This window comes from Actinocatenispora comari (genome assembly GCF_017312725.1).
GTDB classification, from domain to species: domain Bacteria; phylum Actinomycetota; class Actinomycetes; order Mycobacteriales; family Micromonosporaceae; genus Actinocatenispora; species Actinocatenispora comari.
The window spans coordinates 15,394-35,662 of sequence record NZ_BOPO01000151.1; the positions used below are offsets into that span (position 1 = coordinate 15,394).

18 protein-coding genes are annotated in these 20,269 nt (G+C 75.1%); 7 read left to right on the forward strand and 11 right to left on the reverse strand.

Annotated features, from left to right (window positions below; translation table 11 throughout):
• Positions 1–8 precede the first annotated feature (8 nt).
• A complete protein-coding gene (locus NUM_RS36445) occupies positions 9–1,298 on the reverse strand; it encodes a sensor histidine kinase (protein ID WP_207129499.1) in 1,290 nt (429 codons plus the stop codon).
• Between the two features lie 176 nt (positions 1,299–1,474).
• Here NUM_RS36445 and NUM_RS36450 point away from each other — a divergent pair, with 176 nt between their 5' ends.
• A complete protein-coding gene (locus NUM_RS36450) occupies positions 1,475–2,329 on the forward strand; it encodes an NAD(P)-dependent oxidoreductase (protein WP_207129500.1) in 855 nt (284 codons plus the stop codon).
• Between the two features lie 26 nt (positions 2,330–2,355).
• Here NUM_RS36450 and soxR read toward each other — a convergent pair whose 3' ends face one another.
• A complete protein-coding gene (soxR, locus tag NUM_RS36455; protein ID WP_207129501.1) occupies positions 2,356–2,802 on the reverse strand; it encodes a redox-sensitive transcriptional activator SoxR in 447 nt (148 codons plus the stop codon).
• A 59-nt stretch (positions 2,803–2,861) separates the two neighbouring features.
• Between soxR and NUM_RS36460 the strand changes: the two genes are divergently transcribed.
• Together NUM_RS36460 and NUM_RS36465 are read left to right on the forward strand one after the other, a co-directional pair.
• Positions 2,862–3,560, forward strand: coding sequence for a transketolase (locus tag NUM_RS36460; RefSeq protein ID WP_370467124.1), 699 nt, complete (start codon positions 2,862–2,864; stop codon positions 3,558–3,560).
• Positions 3,561–3,595: 35 nt separating this feature from the next.
• Positions 3,596–4,486: a transketolase family protein gene (locus NUM_RS36465; protein ID WP_207129604.1), complete on the forward strand. Its 891-nt coding sequence runs from the start codon at positions 3,596–3,598 to the stop codon at positions 4,484–4,486.
• A 143-nt stretch (positions 4,487–4,629) separates the two neighbouring features.
• Here the strand turns inward: NUM_RS36465 and NUM_RS36470 are convergent, their stop codons facing one another.
• The gene (locus tag NUM_RS36470; RefSeq protein WP_207129502.1) at positions 4,630–6,060 is read right to left on the reverse strand and encodes an MFS transporter; all 1,431 of its coding nucleotides are present in this window, start codon (positions 6,058–6,060) and stop codon (positions 4,630–4,632) included.
• A 109-nt stretch (positions 6,061–6,169) separates the two neighbouring features.
• Here NUM_RS36470 and NUM_RS36475 point away from each other — a divergent pair, with 109 nt between their 5' ends.
• Complete coding sequence (locus tag NUM_RS36475; protein WP_207129503.1) at positions 6,170–6,796, forward strand: TetR/AcrR family transcriptional regulator; 627 nt, start codon at positions 6,170–6,172, stop codon at positions 6,794–6,796.
• A gap of 15 nt (positions 6,797–6,811) precedes the next feature.
• On the opposite strand, the gene NUM_RS36480 is transcribed toward NUM_RS36475, so the two are convergent.
• The 3 genes from NUM_RS36480 to NUM_RS36490 all read right to left on the reverse strand — a co-directional run bounded on the left by NUM_RS36480 (position 6,812) and on the right by NUM_RS36490 (position 9,290).
• Complete coding sequence (locus NUM_RS36480) at positions 6,812–7,450, reverse strand: DUF1707 SHOCT-like domain-containing protein (RefSeq protein WP_207129504.1); 639 nt, start codon at positions 7,448–7,450, stop codon at positions 6,812–6,814.
• A gap of 72 nt (positions 7,451–7,522) precedes the next feature.
• Positions 7,523–8,278 carry a SecDF P1 head subdomain-containing protein gene (locus NUM_RS36485; RefSeq protein WP_207129505.1) on the reverse strand — a complete coding sequence of 252 codons (756 nt, stop codon included), beginning with the start codon at positions 8,276–8,278 and terminating at the stop codon, positions 7,523–7,525.
• A gap of 1 nt (position 8,279) precedes the next feature.
• Positions 8,280–9,290, reverse strand: a complete 1,011-nt coding sequence (locus NUM_RS36490; RefSeq protein WP_207129506.1) for a serine hydrolase — start codon at positions 9,288–9,290, stop codon at positions 8,280–8,282.
• A gap of 173 nt (positions 9,291–9,463) precedes the next feature.
• Between NUM_RS36490 and NUM_RS36495 the strand changes: the two genes are divergently transcribed.
• Together NUM_RS36495 and NUM_RS36500 are read left to right on the forward strand one after the other, a co-directional pair.
• A complete protein-coding gene (locus NUM_RS36495) occupies positions 9,464–11,722 on the forward strand; it encodes a sugar ABC transporter permease (RefSeq protein WP_207129507.1) in 2,259 nt (752 codons plus the stop codon).
• 99 nt (positions 11,723–11,821) lie between these two features.
• Positions 11,822–14,131 (forward strand): hypothetical protein, encoded by a 2,310-nt coding sequence (locus tag NUM_RS36500; protein WP_207129508.1) that lies wholly within the window; start codon positions 11,822–11,824, stop codon positions 14,129–14,131.
• Positions 14,132–14,210: 79 nt separating this feature from the next.
• On the opposite strand, the gene NUM_RS36505 is transcribed toward NUM_RS36500, so the two are convergent.
• Complete coding sequence (locus tag NUM_RS36505) at positions 14,211–15,053, reverse strand: alpha/beta hydrolase (protein ID WP_207129509.1); 843 nt, start codon at positions 15,051–15,053, stop codon at positions 14,211–14,213.
• Between the two features lie 100 nt (positions 15,054–15,153).
• On the opposite strand from NUM_RS36505, the gene NUM_RS36510 reads away from it, so the two are divergent.
• Positions 15,154–15,744, forward strand: coding sequence for a bacterial proteasome activator family protein (locus NUM_RS36510; RefSeq protein ID WP_207129510.1), 591 nt, complete (start codon positions 15,154–15,156; stop codon positions 15,742–15,744).
• A gap of 52 nt (positions 15,745–15,796) precedes the next feature.
• Here the strand turns inward: NUM_RS36510 and NUM_RS36515 are convergent, their stop codons facing one another.
• The 4 genes from NUM_RS36515 to NUM_RS36530 all read right to left on the reverse strand — a co-directional run bounded on the left by NUM_RS36515 (position 15,797) and on the right by NUM_RS36530 (position 20,185).
• Positions 15,797–16,600 (reverse strand): Cof-type HAD-IIB family hydrolase, encoded by an 804-nt coding sequence (locus NUM_RS36515; protein WP_308440611.1) that lies wholly within the window; start codon positions 16,598–16,600, stop codon positions 15,797–15,799.
• 93 nt (positions 16,601–16,693) lie between these two features.
• Positions 16,694–18,385 carry an Hsp70 family protein gene (locus NUM_RS36520; RefSeq protein ID WP_207129512.1) on the reverse strand — a complete coding sequence of 564 codons (1,692 nt, stop codon included), beginning with the start codon at positions 18,383–18,385 and terminating at the stop codon, positions 16,694–16,696.
• A 19-nt stretch (positions 18,386–18,404) separates the two neighbouring features.
• The gene (locus NUM_RS36525) at positions 18,405–19,244 is read right to left on the reverse strand and encodes a fumarylacetoacetate hydrolase family protein (RefSeq protein WP_207129513.1); all 840 of its coding nucleotides are present in this window, start codon (positions 19,242–19,244) and stop codon (positions 18,405–18,407) included.
• 167 nt (positions 19,245–19,411) lie between these two features.
• Positions 19,412–20,185 carry an HAD family hydrolase gene (locus NUM_RS36530; RefSeq protein WP_207129605.1) on the reverse strand — a complete coding sequence of 258 codons (774 nt, stop codon included), beginning with the start codon at positions 20,183–20,185 and terminating at the stop codon, positions 19,412–19,414.
• Positions 20,186–20,269 lie beyond the last annotated feature (84 nt).

Consider the following 20,269-nt stretch of genomic DNA (forward strand, 5'->3'; position numbering starts at 1 on the left):
GGGGTTCGTCACGAAGAGGTCTTTTCCACATCGGGTGGCCGTCCCGGGGTGCGCCCCAGCGGCAGCCGCACCGCGACCCGCCAGTTGCCGTCGGTCGGCGCCGCGGTCATCGTGCCGGACAGCAACGCGACCCGCTCGGCGATGCCGGCGAGGCCGCGACCGCCGGTCGGCCGGGTCGGAGCGTCCATCGTGGACAGCTCGTTGGTCAGCTCCAGCTCCAGCGCGTCCTCGGTCAGCCGCAGCCGCAGGTCCACCGGTACCCGGCCGGCGTGCCGCAGCGCGTTCGTCAGGCACTCCTGCACGATCCGGTACGCCTCGCGCGACACCACCGCCGGCACCCCGGTGATGCGGTCCGGCACGCTCGCCCGTACCGGCAGGCCGGTCGCCTCGGATGCGGACAGCAGCGCGGGCAGGTCGTCCAGGGTGCGCTGCGGCGCGCGCGACGCGGACTCCTCGCCCGACCCGCGCGGCGCGGACTCCTCACGCAGCAGCCCGAGCACGTGGTCCAGGTCGGCGAGCGCGGCCCGGCCGGTCTCCTCGATCGCGGCCAGCGCCTTCCGGGCGAACGCCGGGTCGGAGTCGAGTACCCGCCCGGCCGCGCCGGCCTGCAGCGTGGTCACGGTGAGCGCGTGCCCGACCGAGTCGTGCAGCTCCCGGGCCAGCCGGTTGCGCTCGGCCAGCCGGGCCGCGCTCGCCTCGACCTCGGCCAGCCGCTCCGCCGGGGACGGCCCGAGCAGCGGCGCCGCGATCCGCGCCATCGCCGCGCCCACCCCGGCCACGAGGTAGCCGAACACCAGCACCGTCGGGATCACCAGCAACAGCAGCCAGGCGGCGGGCGCGCCGGTCGGCAGCCCGGGTACCAGCGGGCGAGCGGTGAACGGCGCGGCCGCCAGGGTGATCACCCAGGACGCCGCGGCGAGCAGCGCGGCGCCGATGATCGCGCCGGCGACCAGGTGCAGCAGGAACCAGAGCGCGGCGCGCCAGCGGGCGTCGAAGTCATGCGGCGCGGGCAGCGGCTCCGGCAGCGCCACGTGCAGCAGGTTGCGGGCCGCGGCTCCCTCGACCACCCGTACCGCCGGGAGCAGTCCGAGCAGTGCCGGCGGCGCCACGGTGACGGCCAGGAACACCAGCGCGGCGAGCGGCAGCGGCAGCCGGGCCGCCGAGACGGCGCCGAGCACCGCCGCGTCCAGCGACGCGAACGCGACCGCCAGCCCGCTGCCGAGCAGCAGGAACACCAGCCGCTGCCGCGTGCTGTGCGCGGTCAGCGGCCGTACCACCGGTGACCGGGTCGCTCGCATGCCGCCATTGTGCCGGTACCGGCCGGGCGGCCACCCCGCTACGACGCGGGACCCGCCTCCCCCGCGCGGGGGAGCCCGCCGCCCGCGGGCGTGCCCGGGGCGGACGCTGATCCAGGGTTCGCCGCCGGATCCGCGGCCCGGCGGCGCACTGCGCGCCGGCGCGGCATGCTGGGGGAATGACGACAATCGCGGTACTGGGTACCGGAATCATGGGGCTGCCGATCGCGGCCAACCTGCTCGACGCGGGGTTCTCGGTCCGCGCCTGGAACCGGACGCCGGACCGGGCCCGACCGCTCGCCGACCGCGGCGCCGTCGTCGCCGCGACCCCGACCGAGGCGGTCCTCGGCGCCGGGATCGTCCTGACGATGCTGTCCGACGGGCCCGCGGTGCGGGAGGTGATGGTCGGGCTCGACGCGGAGTCGGGCGCCGACCGGCTGTGGATCCAGGCCAGCACCGTCGGCACCGCGTACGCGGACGAGTTCGCCGGCCTGGCCGCGGCGCAGGGCCTGACGTACGTGGACTCGCCGGTGCTCGGTACCCGGCAGCCCGCCGAGCAGGGCGCGCTGGTCGTCCTGGCGTCCGGTCCGGACCGGGCGCGCGAGCGGTGCGCGCCGGTGTTCGACGCGATCGGGTCACGCACCCTGTGGGTGGGTCCGGCCGGCGCCGGCAGCCGGCTCAAGCTGGTGATCAACTCGTGGCTGGAGACGCTGACCGTCGGCACCGCCGAATCGTTGTCGCTGGCCGCCGCGCTCGGGCTGGATCCGCACCTGTTCCTGGACACCATCCGCGGCGGCGGTCTGGACGCCGGGTACGTGCAGGGCAAGGGCGCGGCGATGCTGGCCGGCGAGTTCCCGCCGAGCTTCCCGCTGTCGCTCGCGGTCAAGGACGCCCGGCTGGTCGGCGAGGCGGCCGCGGCGGCCGGGCAGTCCGCGCCGCTCGCCGCCGCGGTACGCGCCCGGTACGAGCAGGCGCTCGCCGACGGCCACGGCGCCGCCGACATGGCCGCCGTCTACCGCGTGTACCAGGACTGATCGCGGCGGGCCGCGCCCGGTCGAGGTCAGTCGTTGATCAGGTAGCGGGGGCCGGGGCCGTCGGTGGCGAGCACGTCGTGCGGGTTGCTCAGCTCGCACTTCTTCAGCGACAGGCAGCCGCAGCCGATGCAGCTGGCGAGCCGGTCCCGCAGCCGCTCCATCAGCTGGATCTGGTCGTCCAGCCGGCTGCGCCAGGCGCGGGACAGTCGCGCCCAGTCGCCGCGGGTCGGGGTACGGTTCTCCGGCAGCAGCGCGAGCGCGTCGCGGATCTCGTCCAGGCTCAGGCCGACCCGCTGGGCGATCCGGATGAACGCGACCCGGCGCAGCTCGCTGCGGGAGAACCGGCGCTGGTTGCCGCCGCTGCGGTCGGACTGCAGCAGGCCGAGCTTGTCGTAGTAGCGCAGCGCGGAGGCGGCGACGCCGCTGCGGGCGGCCAGTTCGCCGATGGTGAGGGTCTCGGGTAGCTCGCTCATGGTGCCAGTCTTCACATCCGGGTTGACTTAAACCTGACTTCAGGTTGCAGGCTACCGGCATGACGACCGCAACGGAAGACCTTCTCGGGTACGAGGACCTGCCGGCGCTGTTGACCCGGATGACCGGTGACGAGAAGCACGAACCGAGCGCGACCTCCACCCTGGACGTGCTGTGGGTGCTCTACGACCGGGTACTGCGGGTCGATCCGGACAGCGTGCACGATCCGGCCCGGGACCGGTTCCTGCTGTCCAAGGGGCACGGGCCCGCCGCGTACTACGCGGTCCTGGCGGCGAAGGGGTTCTTCCCGCGCCACTACCTGGACGACTTCGGTTCGTACGACTCACCGCTCGGTTACCACCCGGACCGCACCCGGCTGCCCGGCGTGGAGATCTCGTCCGGCTCGCTCGGCCACGGCCTGCCGCTGGGCGTCGGCGTGGCGCTCGGCCTGCGCGCCCAGGGGTTCACCGACGCGCGTACCTACGTGCTGGTCGGCGACGCCGAACTCGACGAGGGCAGCAACCACGAGGCCATCGCGTACGCCGGGGCGACCGGCCTGGACGCGCTGACCGTCGTGGTGGTGGACAACCGGTCCGCGACGCACGGCTGGCCCGGCGGCATCGGTGCCCGGTTCGCCGCGCACGGCTGGTCGACCGCCACCGTGGACGGCCGCAACCATCGCGCGCTGGAGTCCGCCCTGACCACCCCGCTGCCCGGCCGCCCACACGTCGTGGTCGCCACCGTCGAGGACAAGCACTGAACCGCCGAACACCGAGAGGACAGTCCACAATGGACATGCGAGAGACGTTCGTGGCCGGGACGACGGCGATCCTGGACGACGACCCGCGTACCGCGCTGGTGCTCGCGGACATCTCGGCGGCGGCGTTCGAGCCGGCGCGCGAGCGGCACCCGGACCGGGTGCTCAACGTGGGCATCCGCGAGTCGCTGCTGGTCGGCGTCGCCGGTGGGCTGGCGCAGACGGGGCTTCGGCCGATCGCGCACACCTACGCGCCGTTCCTGGTCGAGCGCGCGTTCGAACAGATCAAGCTCGACTTCGGCAACCAGGACGGCAACGGCGTGCTGGTCAGCGTCGGCGCCTCGTACGACAACGCGCAGGCCGGCCGCAGCCACCACGCGCCCGGTGACGTCGCGCTGATCGACACGCTGCCCGGCTGGGAGATCCGGGTGCCGGGCCATCCGGACGAGGTGGGCCCGCTGTTGCGGCACGCGGTCGGCGGCGACGGCTCGGTCTACCTGCGGCTGTCCACCCGCAGCAACGACACCGCGCATGCCGGTACCGACGGCCGGCTGGTACCGCTGCGCACCGGTCACCGCGCCGTGGTGGTGGCGGTCGGGCCGATGCTGTCCGCGGTGCTCGCCGCCACCGTCGGCCTGGACGTGACGGTCGCGTACACGAACACGGTCCGGCCGTTCGACGGCGCCGGGCTGCGCGAGCTTGCCGGTGCCGTGGGCGACACGGTGATCCTGGTCGAGCCGTACCTGGCGGGCACCTCGGCCCGGGTGGTCGACGACGCGCTGCTGGACCGTCCACACCGGACGCTCAGCCTCGGGGTGCGCCGGGTCGACCTGCACCGGTTCGGCACGCCCGCCGACCACGACGTCGCGCACGGCCTCACCCCGGACGCTCTCCGGCACGCCATCGCCGGCTTCCTGCTGCCCGGCTGACGCGATCGGGCCACGGCCCGCCGGACGCGCCGTCGTGGCGGGGCGAGCGGGTGGGCCGGGCCCGCGACCGACCCGACCCACCGTCCACTGTGGACTGATGGGTTGGCCGCCGCCGGGAATCCGGCCGCGGCGACCACCGTCCACTACGGTCGGGCGGGTGGCCGCCGGCGGGCGAGGAACCCGGCCGCGAGGGCGACGCCGAGCAGCACGATCGTGACGTTCACCCCGATCGCGACCCGGACCCCGTGCAGCACCGCGGATCCGCCGGCCGCGCCGGCCATCGCCGCGGTGGCGACCGCGGACAGCACCGGCGTACCCATCGTGATGCCGACCTGCTGCGCCATGGTGGCGAGGCCGGACGCGAGGCCCTGCTCGGTGGCGGGCAGCCCGGAGGTGGCGGTGATCATGAAGCCGACGATGACGACCATGTTGCCGATCCCACCGACGAACGTGGCCGGCAGCACCAGCGCGAGCCAGCCCGGATGCGCGCCGATCGCCAGCAGCGCACCGGTACCGGCCGCCTGGACCAGGCCGCCGAGCACGAGCGCGACCGTCGGCGAGGTGCGGGCGATCAGCCGGGGCGCCGCGACCCCGCCCAGCACCGTACCGATGCCGAGCACGCCGAAGGACAACCCGGCGCCGAGTGCGGAGAAGCCGAGCGTCTTCTGCAGGTACAGGGTGAGCAGGTAGACGAGCGAGGTCTCGGTGACGAAGGCGATCAGCCCGGCCACGTTGCCCCAGGCCACGGTGCGCCGGGTCAGGATGCGTACCGGCACCAGCGGTTCCGCCGTCCGCCGTTCGACCCGGTAGAAGACGACGAGCAGGGCGGCCCCGACGAGCAGCGGGACCAGCGCGGTCGGCCGGGTGAAGCCGTGCTCGCCGGCCTGGGTGAGCCCGTACACGATGCCGAGCAGGCCGATCGTGATGCTCAGCGCACCGGGCAGGTCGAGCCGGGGCCGTACCGACGGCCGCGACTCGGTGATGACGGCCGGCGCGACGAGCAGTACCGCCACCGCGACGGGCACGTTGAGCAGGAACGACCAGCGCCAGGACAGCAGGTCGGTCAGGACGCCGCCGAGGATGGCGCCGGTGGTGAAGCCGGCGGACATCAGCGCACCGTTGAGGCCCAGTGCCTTCTGCCGCATCGGCCCGTCCGGGAACGACGTGGTCAGCAGCGCCAGTCCGGCCGGGGTGACGGCGGCGGTGGCGAGGCCCTGCGCGACCCGGGCGACGAGCAGTATGGCCGGCGTGGTGGCGAACCCGCCGAGCAGCGACGCGGCGGTGAGCACCGCGAGCCCGGCGAGGAAGATCCGTCTGCGGCCGATCAGGTCGCCGACCCGGCCGAGCAGCAGCGTGAACCCGGCCGCGGACAGCGCGAACGTGGTCGCGATCCACTGCAGGTCGGCGAGCCGGAAGCGGAGGCCGGCGCCGATGGCGGGCAGCGCGACGTTGAGGATCGAGAAGTCGACCGCGAGCATGAACTGGGCGACGAGCAGGACGACCAGGGTGATCCGGAGCCGACCGGTCACCCGGTTCGCCGGCGCGACCGTGGTGCGAAGGGTGGGTGTGGACATGACGGTCCTTCCTTGACCGGCGGCGAACCCAGGTTCAAATGAAACTGTGGTTCCATTAGTGCGCCCACGGTAGCATCGGATCTCGATCTAATGAAACAGGAGTCCCGTTATGACCCGTGGCACATCCACCCCCGGGACGGTTCGGCCCGGCGGTCGCACCGCCCGCGTCCGCGATGCGGTACTCGCGGCGGCCGGTGACGCGCTGGCCGAGTCCGGGTTCGGGGCGCTGGATCTGGCCGACGTGGCGCGCCGCGCGGGCTGCGGCAAGACCACCGTCTACCGCCGCTGGGGTACCACCTCGGCACTCGCGGCGGATCTGCTGCGGGACATGGCCGACCAGTCGGTACCCCGGTCCGACCACGGCAGCCTCGCCGCGGATCTGCGGGCCAACGCCCGGCTGGTGGTCTCGACGCTCACCGACGCCCGGCAGGGCGCGCTGTTCACCGCGCTGATCGCCGCGGCGGCCGGCAACGCGGCGGCCGCGGAGGCGCTGCACGGCTTCTACCGGCGCCGCATCGACGAGTGGGCCGGCTGCGTCGTGGCCGCGATCGACCGCGGCGAGGTGCCGGCCGGTACCGATCCGCACGAGGTGATCGCGGCGGTCTCGGCACCGCTGTACTACCGGCTGCTGAACACCGGGCAGCCGCTGTCGGAGGCCGTCGCCGACCGGGCCGCCGCCGCGGTGACCGCCGCGGCGATCGCCGGCGCGTACCGCACCGACGGCGAGCGGGGATGACCGGCGGGGTGGGGGTCAGTCGACGAGTTCGCGGAGGATGCGGCCGAGCTTGCCGTTGCCGAGCAGCCCGCCGTCCCGGCTGAGCGGTGCGCTGCGCACCTTCAGCTCGCCGAACGTCACGTTGCAGTGCAGCCGGATCGTCGGCGTGCCCTGCCGGCGCGGTACCGCGGCGAGGTTCGTGGTGCGCGAGCCGAACAGCGAGCGCCCGTAGACCTCCACCTCGACCCCCTCCGGCACGGTGATCTTCACCTCGCCGCAGAACGTGCGTACCTCGATGTCGACGACGCCGTCGCGCACCACCTCGGTGTCCATCGTCGCCTCGCGCAGGTCGAGCTTGGTCGACCCGAACAGCGCCCGGACCCGGGTGTGCCGGGAGACCCGCCACCGCCCGTACTGCTTGTGCTCGCCGAAGACGGCGGAGATGACGGTGACCGGCTGGCTGGTGCCGACCGGCGGCGCGGTGGCCAGCCCGGCGGTGACCTCGGCCAGCTCCTCGCTGGTGTCGGCGGCCCAGGCGGCGCCGGCGCGGACGCCGAACTCCTCCAGGGTGAGCCGGCCCTCGCCGCAGGCGATCTGCAGCAGTTCGACCGCCGCCTCGCGGTCGGCGTCGGTCAGCGGTGGCGGCGGTACCGGCCGCAGGGGTTCGGGCTGCATGACGGCAGCGTACCAACTCAAGACGTCATGGTGAAGTCATAAAGACGTCTGTTCTTGCCCGGATGGCGCCGGTCAGGCGACGCGGATCGTGACCGGATGCTGGCCGAGCCGGAACGCGGCGGCGACCCGTCGCAGTTGCCCGACGTCCGCCCCGCCGGCCACCTGCAGCGCACCGGACACCGGCGCGGACACCTCCGGCGCGGACAGCACCGCACCGGCCATCACGATCGCCAGCTGCCGCCCGGTGTACCGGCTGGTCGCGTCGCTGATCGCCTGCTGCCCGGCGGCGCTGAACCGTACCGTCACCGACCAGCCGGCGTCCGAATCGGTACCGGTGTGCACGTCGGTCACCTCGCGGCCGGACAGCACCGGCGGGCCCAGCCGGTACCGCTGGCCGGACCGGTCGCAGGCGGGCGGGTCGCCGGGGGTGCAGCCGGGCGACGGGCTGGTCACGTCGAGCACCGGTCGCACCGACAGCTCGGTCCGCACCGGCATCAGCGCCCGCAGCCGGGGCAGCGCCGCGGCCCGCGCCGGCGGTACCGCGACGATGATCCGGTCACCGTGCACCTCGTACCGGGTGCCGGTACCGGCGAGCAGGGCCAGCAACTTGCCGGCGTCCACCCGGGTCGAGTCGTCGCCGCTGACCGTGAACGCGGCGGTGTGCCAGCTCGCCGGCCAGGCCCGGTCGTCGTCCCGGGACGCGTGGTAGAGCAGGTAGCCGGACAGCCCGGCCCCGCCCACGACCAGCAACAGGCACACCACCAGCGCCACCACCAGGCCGAGGTGGTGGCGCGGCGGGGCAGGCTCGGTCCAGGGCGGCTCGGTCACCTCAGCCGTCCGGCTCCGGCACGGTGATCCTGGCCGGCGCCGGTACGCCGAACAGCAGGCCGACGACGTCGGAGACGGTGTGCGTGCCGTACGCGATGGTCGAGTGCGGCTGCACCTGGAACATGATCGCGACCGCGTACCGCTCGTCCGGGCCGGCGAAGCCGACTGAGTTGAGCACCCAGTGCTTGCCGTACGAGTCGGTCTCGAACGACCAGCCGTTCTTGTCGCCCGGCTGCTGGTCGTGGCCGGCGGCCCAGACGCCCCACTGCTGGTTCGACGCCACCCCGCGCATCGCGGACACCAGGTACGCCCGGTCGTCCGGCGCGGTCTTCGTCAGCACGTAGGTCATCAGGTGCGACAGGTCCTCGGTGGTGCACTTGACGAAGCCCCAGTAGGTGCCGTCGGTGAACCCGGGCACGAAGTGCAGCCCGGACATGCCGAACACGTCCCGGAAGCGGGCCAGCTGGGCGTCTCCGCCGTACCGTTGCCAGAGCCGGTCCGACGCGTTCTCGTCGGAGAAGTTCAGCATGTTCGCCAGGTCGGTACGGTCCGCGTCGCTCAACGTGACCTCGCCGGCCCGCTGCCGCCGCAGGATGTCGGTGGCCATCGCCAGCTTGATCGTCGACGCCGTCCAGCCCGGATGCGTCACCGGACCGTGCTGCCAGCTCTTGCCGGTCGTGCGGTCGGTGATCTGCACGCTCAGGTACGCGTTCGTCGCCGCGTGCTGGTCCATGTACTTCCTGGCCGCCGCGTACCGCTGCTGCCGCACGCAGTCCGCGTCGCACTGCTTGCTCGGCTTCGGCGACGGCGACCTGCTGGTACGGCCCGGGGCCGGGGCGGCGCCGCCGGCGTGACCACCGGCACGCTTCGGCTCGGTACCGCTGCCGTGCCGCCACCAGGCCACCCCGCCACCGGCGGCGAGCAGCACCAGGACGACCCCGGCGGACGCCAGGACCAGGCGCCGGCGACCCGAGCGCCGGTACCGGTGACTCCCACCTCGCTGCCCACCCATGACGCTCGGACGCTACCGCATCCGGCCCTGCCGGCCGCCCCGCTGCCGGGGCGCCCGCGTGACCAGCCACCGCGCTGCCCGGCCCGCTCCGGTACCGGTGGCGCCGGGTCGGACGCGCGTTGCGTGGACAGGGCAGAATCCCTGCAAGCCCCCACACGAGGAGGTGGTCGGGCGTGAGCGCACCGGCCCCGTACCCGTCTCCGGCGATGCCGCCGGCCACGAACCCGCCCGTACCGGTGCGACCCACCCGGAGCGGGCCGCCCGGCTGGGTCGGGCTGCTGCTCGCCCTGCCGATGGCGCTCGGCTGGTTGTACTGGCTGGTCATCCCGACGCTGCAGACGGTGATCCAGGCGTTCACCGGCAAGGCGCCCGGTATCGCCAGCAAGTCGTTCCCCGGCAGCGCCGCCGCGCACGGGGGCGAGTTCGCCGACCCGCTCGGCACCATCGGGAACACCCTGATCCAGGCGGCACTGCCCACCCTGGTGATGCTGATCGTGGTGCCGCTGCTGTCCTTCGCCGCCGCCGAGGCGCCGACGGTACTGCGTCGGGTCGTGCGCGCGCTGCTCGCCGTGCTGGCCGCCGGCTTCGCCCCCGCCGTGGTCGTCGTCGCCTGGCGGCACCTGAGCTACCCGCCGGACGGCTTCGCGCACGGGATGGTGCAGTCGCAGCCGAAGCTGGCCGTCCTGGTCACCCTGGCGACGATCGGCCTGATCGCCGGGATCGGGGTCAGCGTGCTGCTCGCCGCGCTGCGCCGGCGCGCCACCGACCGGCCCGGCCGTACCCTCGGCGGCGCCGTGGTGACCTGGGCCGTCCTGGTGCTCGGCACCTTCGCGATCGGGTTGCAGGCGATCAGCTTCACGCTGATGCTCGCGCCCGGGCGCGACACCACCACGCTCGGCACCCGCGCGTTCCAGGACGCGTTCATGCTGCTGCGGTTCGGCCAGGCCGCCGCCGACAGCACGATCCTGTTCATCCCGGTCGCGGTGCTCGGCCTGGCCGCCGGGCTGATCGTGATCCTGGCCCGGCCCCGGCTCGAACTCGACCGGTCCGGCCCGTCCGCCGGCCCGCTGCCCCGGCCCAGCTCGACCCGCGCCGTGGTGCTCGGCGTGCTCGCGCTCGCCGGCGCCGTCGCGCTGCTCGCGGCCGAGGCGTACCCGCGGCTCGGGCTGCTCACCGAGCAACGCACCGCCCCGGGCCCCGACTCGATCAGCGGCACGCTCACCGATGCGCTGCTGCCGGCGCTGCTCGCCACGGTCGTCCAACTGCTCCTCGCGTACCCGGCGGGGATCGGGATCGGTGCGTTCCGGCCGCTCGGGCGGCACAGCCACTGGCTGCTGCTGCCGTTCATGCCCTGGCTGTTCGTCACGGCCACGCCGCTGCTGACCGTGTCGGTGGAGTCGGTGCTGGCGAACGGGCACATGAACTCGTTCCTCGGCGCGATCCCGCCGATCCTGGTCAGCGTGCCGGCGCTGCTGGTGTTCACGCTGTTCGGCGCCGGCCACGGGTACCGCTGGCGCGCCGCCCAGGCTGCCCACCGGCCGGCGGCCTTCCTGCGTACGGTGCTGGTGCCGTCGCTGCCGCTGCTCGGTGTGGTGGCCATGGCCACCTGGCTGTACCAGGCGCACGACTTCCTCTGGCGCTACTCGGTCGTCAACGACATGAAGCACGCCGCCGCCGACGTGGCGCTGCTGCGGCAGCTGGGCATGTACACCGGCGGCTGGCCGAGTCCGGGGCTGCTGTTCGCGGCCGCGCCGCTGGCGATCCCGGCGCTGCTGGTGTTCGCCGTCGCCCAGATCTGGTACCTGGACCGGCTCGCGCTGCGCCTCGGCGATCCGGGCCCGGAGCCGGGCGCCGTCGCCGCGGCCGGCCCGTACGGCGGTCCGGTCGGACCCGCCTTCGGTGGCCCCGGCTTCGACGGCGCGGACCAGGCCGGTCCACGGCTCGGCGGGCTGCCGCCGGCCGCCTTCCCGCCGGGCGCCGCGCCCGGCACCCCGGGGGCGGGCCCCGGCGTGCCACCCGGTACGCCGCCCGGGCCGGGGGCGCTGCCGGCCGGGTCGCCGATGCCGCCCTCCGGTCCCGGGCTGCCTCCGGCCGGGTCGCCGATGCCGCCTTCCGGGCCGGGTACGCCGTCGGGTGGTCCGGGGATGCCGCCGGCCGGGTCGCCGATGCCGCCGGGCGGTCCGGGCGGGCAGCCCGGTGCGGGGACTGTGTTCCCGGGACAGCCCGGCCCGAGCCTCGGCGGTGCCCCGCCGGTCGGCCCGGCACGTCCCGGCGGCCGCACGGCGCCGGACGGCGCGGCACCGTCCGCCGGCGCCGCGCCGACCGGTCCGGCCGTACCGCCGGGAACGTCGACGCCCGGCGGTCGCACGGCGCCGGACGGTGCGGCGGGAGTGTCGCCGTGGGAACGGGGAGCGGGCGACGACATACGGTGAGCGACGGGGCGACTTCGGTGCGAAACGTGTGTTTCGGGGCGGCCGTGCTTCCGGTACCGTTTCACCCTCCCCTCGACCGCCGACGAAGAGTGAGGCGTCGTGCCCACGCCCCGTCCTGCCCGAATCCTCGGCGCCATCCTGCTGATCCCCGCGGGCGTCCTGCTCGTCGTCGGGTTGCTGGTGCCGTTCCTCCGACTGCTCGCCGTTGCGGCGGTCACCACGTCGGCCGCCGGCGACTCCCGGTTCACCGGCTTCGCCGCGTTCCGTGACCTGCCCGGCCGGTACTGGCACAGCTACCTCGGCGCGATCGCGCTGATCGGGCTGCCGCTGCTGGTGTGCCTGCTGGTCGCGCCGGCGATGGCGTACGTGCTGCGTCGCGCGGTCACCCCGGCCCGGCTCACCGCCCGGACGATCGCCGCGGTCCTGCTGGCCGCCTGCGCGCCGCTGGTGATCACCGTCGGCTGGCCCGGCCTGCGGCACCGGGTGTTCGCCGGCCCGCCCGCGCTCGACCTGGCCGTACTGGCCGGCACGCTGGTCGCGGTGGCGCTCGGGGTGGCGCTGCTCGCGACGCTCACCGCCGGCACCGGCCGGTCTCTCGGCGCGGTCGTCGGGGTGCTGGTACTCGGCACCCTCTCGCTCGGCTGGCAGCTGATCACCGTGCCCGGCCAGATCGGCTCGTCGGTCACCGGCGGCTCCGGCGGCCTGTGGACCCCGGCGTACGCGGCGCGGTTCGCGCTGGCCGCCGGCGACGAGCAGTACGGGTCCCGTCGCGCCGCGATGGCCGTCGTACTGCTCGTCGTGGTCGGGGCCTGCGGCCTGGCGGCCTGGCTCGGTGGCCTGCTGCTGCGCCCGCGACTGGTGCTGGCCGCGCGCCGGCCCGAGCCGCTGCCGGCGCCGTCGCACCGCCGCGACGCGGTGCAACTGGCCGCCGGTGCCGCGCTCGCGGTGCTGGTGGTCGGGGCCCTGGCGGCGGTGCTGATCCCGATCCCGTCCGCGGCCGGCCGGCCCGACTCGTTCCTCCCGCTGCTCGGTACCGCGCTGGCCCGGCCGGCGCTCGTCTCGTTGGGCGCCGTCGTGATCGCCGCCGCGGCTGGGGTCGCGATCGGTGCGCTGCGGCCGGCCGGTCAGCACAGCTGGTGGCTGCTGCTGCCGTTCGCGCCGGGCCTGTTCGTCACCATGGGGCCGCTGGAGGCGCTGGACCGGCAGTTCGATCCGGTGTCGGCCGGCCTGATCTGCGTACCGGCGGTGTTCGGGTTCGCGCTGCTGTCCGCCGGTCACCGGGACCGCTGGCTGCGCCGGCGCGAGGAAGGCGACCGGTTCGCCTGGCGGGCCCTGCTCGCCCCCGCCGTGCCGTTCGCGGTACTGGCCTGGCTGGCGGCGCTGCTGGTCGAGACGGTCGACCCGGCGGGCGCCGGCCCGATGCTGGACCGCCTAGGCGTGGCCAGCTCCACCGCGGTGCTGCTCGCCGCGCCGGTCGCGCTGCTCGCCGCGGTCCTGCTGATCGTCCTGCAACTCGGCTACCTGGACCGGCTGACGCTGGTCGTGGCGGCCGACGCCACCGACCCGACCGGTACCGCCCCGGACGTGTCGGCCGCGCTCGCCGGCGCTGGTTCGACCACCGCCCGTCCGATCACCGGTGCAGCGGAGCCCCTTGCGCCGCAAGGAAACGACGGTGACGCTGCGGCCACCGCGGACGAGCCGGGGCGGCGGCGCGGTGGCCCGCGCCGATCGACGCGCACGGCCGAGCCGACCTCGCGGGGCGCGGACCGCACCGGGAACGGTCGGAGCGAGACGGGCGCCGCTGAGCCGCCCGCCGCCGACGACCGTGCCGCCGGGTCGTCGGCAGCCGGTCGTGCCGCCGGGCCGGCGACGGCGAGCCGCGCCGCCGAGTCGGTGGCCGACGACGAGATGAGCGAGTGGATCGGCTCGCTGCGCGGCACGGACGCGAAGCACGCGCAGCCGGCGCCGGCCGCGGCCGACGACGTACCGGCGAAGCGCGCCGCGACGCCGCGCCAGCGCCGCACCGCCAAGGCCGCCGGTACCGCCAAGGCCGCCGCGGCAGCGCAGACCGCCGCCGCGAACCCGCCCGAGACCGGGCATCCTTCCCGGGCTGGGGCACCGTCCGAGGCCGGGGGCCCGACGGGGCAGCCGTCCGGGGACGGGCAGCCGTCCGGGACCGCGGAGACGGCTGGTGCCGCGGGGGCGGCGGGCGACGCGGGTACCGGCGCGGTCGAGACGGCCGGCCGGACCGACGCCACGAAGGACGCCGACTCCGAGACCCGGGACGGTACGACCGGGCCCGGTCGTACCGCGAAGCGTGCCGGCAAGCGGCGCGCCACGAAGAAGCCGCCGGCACCGCGAGCCGCCGAGAAGTCCGTTGTGGACAGTGCGGGCACCGACGACGCCTGACCGGCGACCGCGCGCCGCTGGACCGGCGTACCGCCGGCCGGAACGGCGATCACCGGGTCGTCGGCGCGGGCGGGACTCGTCAGGCTCGGGTTTCGGTGCGGGTGGCGGGCCGGTTGCTGCCGGGACGGGCCAGGCTGGTGAGCGCGGCCAGCACCCGGGGCCAGGCCGGCGCGGCGGGATCGACGACGGTGAAGTGGTCGGCGCCGTCCAGCTCGATCAGCCGCAGCCCGTGCCGGCCGGCGTAGTCGCGGGTCAGCACGATCGGCACCCGGCCGTCGCTCGGCCCGTGCAGCAGCACCGTCGGTACCTCCGGGGCGGGCAGCGCGGCCGGATCGGCCGCGGCGTACCGGTCCGGATGCTCGCCCGGCCCGCCGCCCATCAGCGCGCCGGCGGCGCCCAGGTCGAGCCCGCGCCGGTACGTCTCGGCCAGGTCGCAGACCGGCGCCAGCCCGAGCACCCCGCGTACCGGCGGGGCGGTGTCCCGGCGGCCCGGCGCGCCGGCCGGCAACCGGTGCCGCAGCGCGCCCCACAACGCCAGGTGACCGCCGGCCGAGTGCCCCGCGTACACGGCCGGGCCCGGCTCGACGCGGCCCGGCGCGGCGGCGTCGAGCAGCGCCGGCGCGGCGTCCAGCGCCGCGGCGACGTCGGTGAACGTGGCCGGCCAGCCGCCGCCGTCGCCGGTCCGCCGGTACTCCGGGCAGGCCACCGCGTACCCGCGCCCGGCAAGCTCGGCGGCGAGCGACGCCAGGTAGCCGCGGTCCACGTCGTGCCGCCAGTACCCGCCGTGCAGGACGATCACCAGCTGCCCGGCACCGCGCGCCGGCAGCCAGCCGTCGATCACCTGGTCGGGCAGCTCCCCGTACCGCAGCGTCACGTCCGGCTGCGGGGCGGGACGTGACAGTATGTCCCGTTGTTCGGCCATCGCCGCCCTCCCGGTTCCGTACCGCCGGGTAGGTCATATCACGTCGTGGCGGTGCGGGCCGGGTTCGCGGGCGGCGCGGGTCGTGCGTCAGGATGGACACATGACCGAGACACCGCGCGAGCAGCAGCAGCCCGACGAGCCGGAGTCCCGCACCGTGCTGGTGGTGGGTCCGGACGGTCGGCCGGTCGGCGCCGTCGACGTCGACCCGGCCGAGGCGGACGCGGCGAAGGACCCGGCCAGCCAGATCGAGCAGCCGGCCAAGGTGATGCGGATCGGCAGCATGATCAAGCAGCTGCTGGAGGAGGTCCGGGCCGCGCCGCTGGACGAGGCCGGCCGGCAGCGGCTCAAGGAGATCCACGCCCGCTCGATCGTCGAGCTGGAGGAGGGGCTGGCGCCCGAGCTGCGGGAGGAGCTCGACCGGCTGTCGCTGCCGTTCAACGACGACGCGACGCCGACCGAGCCGGAGCTGCGGATCGCGCAGGCACAGCTGGTGGGCTGGTTGGAGGGGCTGTTCCACGGCATCCAGGCGGCGCTGATGGCGCAGCAGATGGCGGCCAGGATGCAGCTCGACCAGATCCGCGGTGGCCAGCGGCCGGCGCTGCCCGCCGGCCAGGCCGGCATGATGATGCCCGGCGTCCCCGGTGGCGGCGATCACCCCGAGCCGCCGAACCGTACCGGCCAGTACCTCTGACGACGCCGGTTGATCGAGGGACGCGCGTCCCTCGATCGGCTGGGCGGTGGGGTCAGTCGATCGGGGCGGGCTCGAACAGGCGGTCCAGGTAGTCGGCGAGGCCATCCTCGTCGTTGCTCGCGGTGACGGCGTCGGCGGCGGCGCGTACCGCCGGCTCCGCGTTGGCCATCGCCACGCTGTGCCCGACGAAACCGAACATCGGCAGGTCGTTCGGCATGTCACCGAACGCGACGATGTCCTCCGGCGCCACCCCGTACCGCCGGGCGACCCAGGCGAGGCCGGTCGCCTTCGTGACGCCGGCGGCGGAGATCTCGATCAGGCAGTCGTGCGAGGAGCGGGTCACCTCGGCGACGCCGTGCAGGCTCGCCGCCATCTGCTCCGCGACCGCGTCGGGCACGCCGTCCAGCCGGGCCAGCAACTTGATCGCCGGCGTCGCGACCAGCTCGGCGAGCTCGCCGGGCCGTACCTTCGCGGAGACCTCCCCGACGGGGTAGTGCCGCTCGTGCCGCAGCCCGTCGTCGGTCTCCGCGGCGAACGCGATGGTCGGGTAGCTGTCCCGGAGCCGGGCGACGACGTCGGCGAGCAGCTCCGGCGCGAGCGGCCGGTGCTCGACGATCCGGTCGGCGGCGGCGTCGTAGATCACCGCACCGTTGGAGCAGACGGTCGGCGCGGTCGGGATCCCGGTCTGCGCCACCACCTCGGCGAGCCAGCGGATCGGCCGCCCGGTCACCATCACGAACGGCACGCCGCGCTCGCGCAGCCGGGCCAGCGCGGCAAGGGTGCGCGCCCCCACGGTCCGGTCGGTACGCAGCAGGGTGCCGTCGAGGTCGCTCGCGACCAGTGCGGGAGGAGTCATCCCCTCCATCTTGCCGGCCGGTGCGGCCGGCCGCCGCTCGCTGTGGCCACGGCCATAGCCGCCCGTCGATACCTCGGTGCGGCGCCGGAGATGTCAGTTGTAGTACTGGGGGTCACAGCCGACCGACTTCATCACCTTGTCCGGCACCTGCTGGCCGTTCGTCCAGTCCGGCTGCCCGCCACCCGGCCCGGGCTCGCAGATGCTGGTACCGAGCACGAGCTGGATCCACTTGCCGTTCTTGTACTGGAGCACCGCCACCGCCGGATCGAGCGCCTGACCGCCGCTCTGCCCGAACAGGTGCACGCCGGCGAACCCGCCGGCGCAGACGATGTCACCGTGCACCGCGAAGCTCGATCCGTCTGTCGTGCCGCCCCCGCCGTTGGTGTCCGGCGACACCGACTTCTGCACCTGCTCGTTGCTCGGGCACGGATCCGACGGGTTGGGGCTCGGCGTCGGGCTGGGCGTGGTCGCGCCGCCGGCGGCCCGGTTGGGGTCGGCGCTGGGGCTGTGGCTCGGGTCGGCGCCGGCGCCGAACTTCTCCCACGGCTGCAGGATCACCGCCGTCGCCGCGGCGGCGAGCAGGAACGCCCCGGCGGCCACCAACGGCAGCCAGCGTCGCCGCCGCTCCGGTACCGGTGGCGCCGGTTCCGGTTGCGGCACCGTGATGCCCGGGTCGAGGCGGTCCATCGCCCGGGCGACCCGCGGCGACAGTGCCGGTGCCGCCGGGGAGTGCAGCGCGCCCTCGGCGACCGCCGTCTCCGGCTGCTCCAGTACGGTCGGGGCCACGCTCAGCGCGCGGTGCAGCGCCTGCCCGACGAGCGGGATCCGGCTGGAGCCGCCGACCAGGAACACCCCGGCGAGCTCGCCCGCCGGCGTACCGGAGCGGCCGATCGTCGCGGCGGTCTCGGCGACCGCGGCCTGCACCAGCGGCGCCGCCAGCGCCTCGAACTCGGCCCGGGTCAGGTGCGTCGCCGTGGGCAGCCCGGGTACGTGCACCCCGGCCTGGCTGGCCCGGGACAGGATCTCCTTCGCGGCCCGGACGTCCTGCCAGATCAGCGCCCGGTCGCGCAGGTCGGTGGGGGAGCGCGGGGTGGACAGCCGGGCCCACAGCTCGGGTGCCTGCCGCTGGATCGGCCCGGCCAGCTGCCCGATGATCGCCGCGTCGATGTCGATCCCGCCGACCGTGTCCAGCCCGCCGGTGGCGGCGACGACCAGCTGCCCGCCGGCCCGCCGGACCACCGCGACGTCCAGCGTGCCGCCGCCGAAGTCGAACACCGCGAGCCCCTGCCCGGCGGGCAGCCGGCTGCCGAGCACGGTGGTGAAGTAGCACGCGGCCGCGATCGGCTCGGCGACCAGCCCGGACACCGTCAGGCCGGCGCGCCGGGCCGCCTCGGCGAGCACGCCCCGGCGCGCCGGGCCCCACGCCACCGGATGCGTCAGTACGGCCGGGGGCAGCGCACCGGCGACCCGCCGCGCCTCGTCCGCCACCCGCCGCAGTACCGCAGCGACCAGGTCGACCACCGCCACCGTGCGGTCGCCGAGCAGTACCGTGCCGTCGTCGATCCGCCGCTTCGGGTACGGCTCGAACCGGGCCGGGTCGTCCCGAGACAGGTGCGCGGCGTCCCGGCCGACGAGCAGGGTGCCGTCGGCCGCCGCGAACACCGCCGACGGCAGCAGCGGCGAGCCGTCGAACAGCAGGGTCCTGGCCTGTCCCTTCGCGTCCCGCAGCAGCGCCACCGTGTTGGAACTGCCGAAGTCGACGGACAGCGCGAGCGGCTCGGGCACGGCCGGTGCCTCCGGGGGATCAGGCGACGGGGTTGGACAGCGTACCGACGCCGTCCACGGTGATGTCCACGACGTCGCCCGGCCGCAACGTGAACGACAGGTCCGGAACGATGCAGGTACCGGTGAGCAGCACCGCGCCCTGCGGGAAGTCCAGCTCGGTGTACAGCCAGCCGGCGAGCTCGTCCAGGCCGCGGTGCAACTGCTTGGTGTTGGCGTCGCCGGCGAACACCTCGGCGCCGTCGCGCCGGATGGTCAGGTGGATGCCGAGGTCACCGGCGTCGGGCAGGGCGGTGACCGGCACGATGCCGGGGCCGAGCGCGCAGGAGCCGCGCCAGATCTTCGCCTGCGGCAGGTACAGCGGGTTCTGCCCCTCGATGCCGCGGGAGGTCAGGTCGTTGCCGACGGTGTACCCGGCGACCGCGCCGGCGTGGTCCAGCACCAGCGCCAGCTCCGGCTCGGGTACGTCGTTGCCGGAGTCGGCCCGCACCCGGACCGGCTGGTCCGGCCCGACCACCCGCCAGGCCGGTGCCTTGAAGAACAGCTCGGGTCGGTCCGCCTCGTACACCAGCTCGTACACGTCGGCCTGACCGGACTCCTCGACCCGGGCCTGCCGGGACCGCTGGTAGGTGACGCCGGCCGCCCACACCTCGGTACGGCCGTCGACCGGCGGCAGGTAGGCGAGCTGGTCGGCCGGGTGGGTCGGGCCGGACGGGTCGGTGACCGCGGCGGCGAAGCCGTCGGCGCCGCGGGCGAGCAGGTCGGCGATCGTCACGCCGGGCAGCGCGGTGACCGTGTCCCCGTCCCGTACGCCGACCTCCGGCTGGCCGGACTGCGGGTTGCTGAACCGTACGACCTGCATCTGGTGCTCCCTCCGCGGCGCCCGACGGTACGCGGGGTGCGTGCCGCCCGCCGTCATGGTCGCGGCGCCACCCGGCACGACGCAAGCCCAGAGATCCGATGACTGGGCATCGTCGCCACCTGGAGGTCGCGGCGCCCGCCGGGCCGCCCCGGCGAACGACGGGAGACTCAGCCGTCGAGAAGGCGCTCCAGGTAGGCGGCGACGCCGTCCTCGTCGGCCGGGCCGGTCACCTCGTCCGCCATCGCCAGCACCTCGCGGTGCGCGCCGGCGACCGCGACGCCGTGCCCGGCCCACGCGAACATCGGCACGTCGTTCGGCATGTCACCGAACACCAGCACGTCGCCCGGGTCGATGCCGAGCGCGTCGGTGACGAACGCCAGGCCGGTCGCCTTGGTCGCGCCGTGCGGCGCCAGTTCGACCATGCCGCCGGACGAGGACGCCTCGCACAGCTGCGGTGGGATCACCCGCCGGCAGACCGCGAGCAGGTCGTCCAGGCTCATCGTCTCGGCCATCAGGAACGCCTTGATCAGCGGGCCGTGCAGCGTCTCGGCGCGCGGCCGCGTCTCGGTCGGCTCCGGGTACGGCCAGACGAACCCCACGTCCGTCCACAGCGGAGAGTTGACCGCGGTACCGGCCTCGACGGCCAGCTGCACCGGCCCGATCGCCGCCTCCACCAGCGCCACCGCCCGCGCGATCGACGCGCCCGGCATCGTCATCGCGTGCAGCAGCACCGGCACCGGGCCGCTGGTGTCGTAGATGTGCGCACCCTGCGCGAGGACCAGGTAGTCGGCGGGCCCGAGGTCGCGCATGGTCAGCTCGATCAGCCGGGGCCCCCGGCCGGTCGCACCGACCAGCACCACGCCGTTGGCGCGCAGCCGCGCGAGCACCTCGTGCGACCGGTCGCTGACCGTACCGTCGGAGCGCACCAGGGTGCCGTCCATGTCGGTGGCTACCAGCTTCGGCAGTGAACTGCGCACGCACACCTCTCACCGTGGCCCGGGCCGTCCCCGCCCCGGGCGATCAAC

Excerpts from the sequence above, each read along its gene's own strand:
- NUM_RS36470 (WP_207129502.1), bottom strand. The coding sequence starts at position 6,060 with ATGTCCACACCCACCCTTCGCACCACGGTCGCGCCGGCGAACCGGGTG.
- NUM_RS36450 (WP_207129500.1), top strand. The coding sequence starts at position 1,475 with ATGACGACAATCGCGGTACTGGGTACCGGAATCATGGGGCTGCCGATC.
- NUM_RS36480 (WP_207129504.1), bottom strand. The coding sequence starts at position 7,450 with ATGCAGCCCGAACCCCTGCGGCCGGTACCGCCGCCACCGCTGACCGAC.
- NUM_RS36465 (WP_207129604.1), top strand. The coding sequence starts at position 3,596 with ATGCGAGAGACGTTCGTGGCCGGGACGACGGCGATCCTGGACGACGAC.
- NUM_RS36460 (WP_370467124.1), top strand. The coding sequence starts at position 2,862 with ATGACGACCGCAACGGAAGACCTTCTCGGGTACGAGGACCTGCCGGCG.
- NUM_RS36525 (WP_207129513.1), bottom strand. The coding sequence starts at position 19,244 with ATGCAGGTCGTACGGTTCAGCAACCCGCAGTCCGGCCAGCCGGAGGTC.
- NUM_RS36490 (WP_207129506.1), bottom strand. The coding sequence starts at position 9,290 with ATGGGTGGGCAGCGAGGTGGGAGTCACCGGTACCGGCGCTCGGGTCGC.
- NUM_RS36530 (WP_207129605.1), bottom strand. The coding sequence starts at position 20,185 with ATGGACGGCACCCTGGTGCGCTCCGACGGTACGGTCAGCGACCGGTCG.
- NUM_RS36445 (WP_207129499.1), bottom strand. The coding sequence starts at position 1,298 with ATGCGAGCGACCCGGTCACCGGTGGTACGGCCGCTGACCGCGCACAGC.
- NUM_RS36515 (WP_308440611.1), bottom strand. The coding sequence starts at position 16,600 with ATGACTCCTCCCGCACTGGTCGCGAGCGACCTCGACGGCACCCTGCTG.
- soxR (WP_207129501.1), bottom strand. The coding sequence starts at position 2,802 with ATGAGCGAGCTACCCGAGACCCTCACCATCGGCGAACTGGCCGCCCGC.
- NUM_RS36505 (WP_207129509.1), bottom strand. The coding sequence starts at position 15,053 with ATGGCCGAACAACGGGACATACTGTCACGTCCCGCCCCGCAGCCGGAC.
- NUM_RS36475 (WP_207129503.1), top strand. The coding sequence starts at position 6,170 with ATGACCCGTGGCACATCCACCCCCGGGACGGTTCGGCCCGGCGGTCGC.
- NUM_RS36510 (WP_207129510.1), top strand. The coding sequence starts at position 15,154 with ATGACCGAGACACCGCGCGAGCAGCAGCAGCCCGACGAGCCGGAGTCC.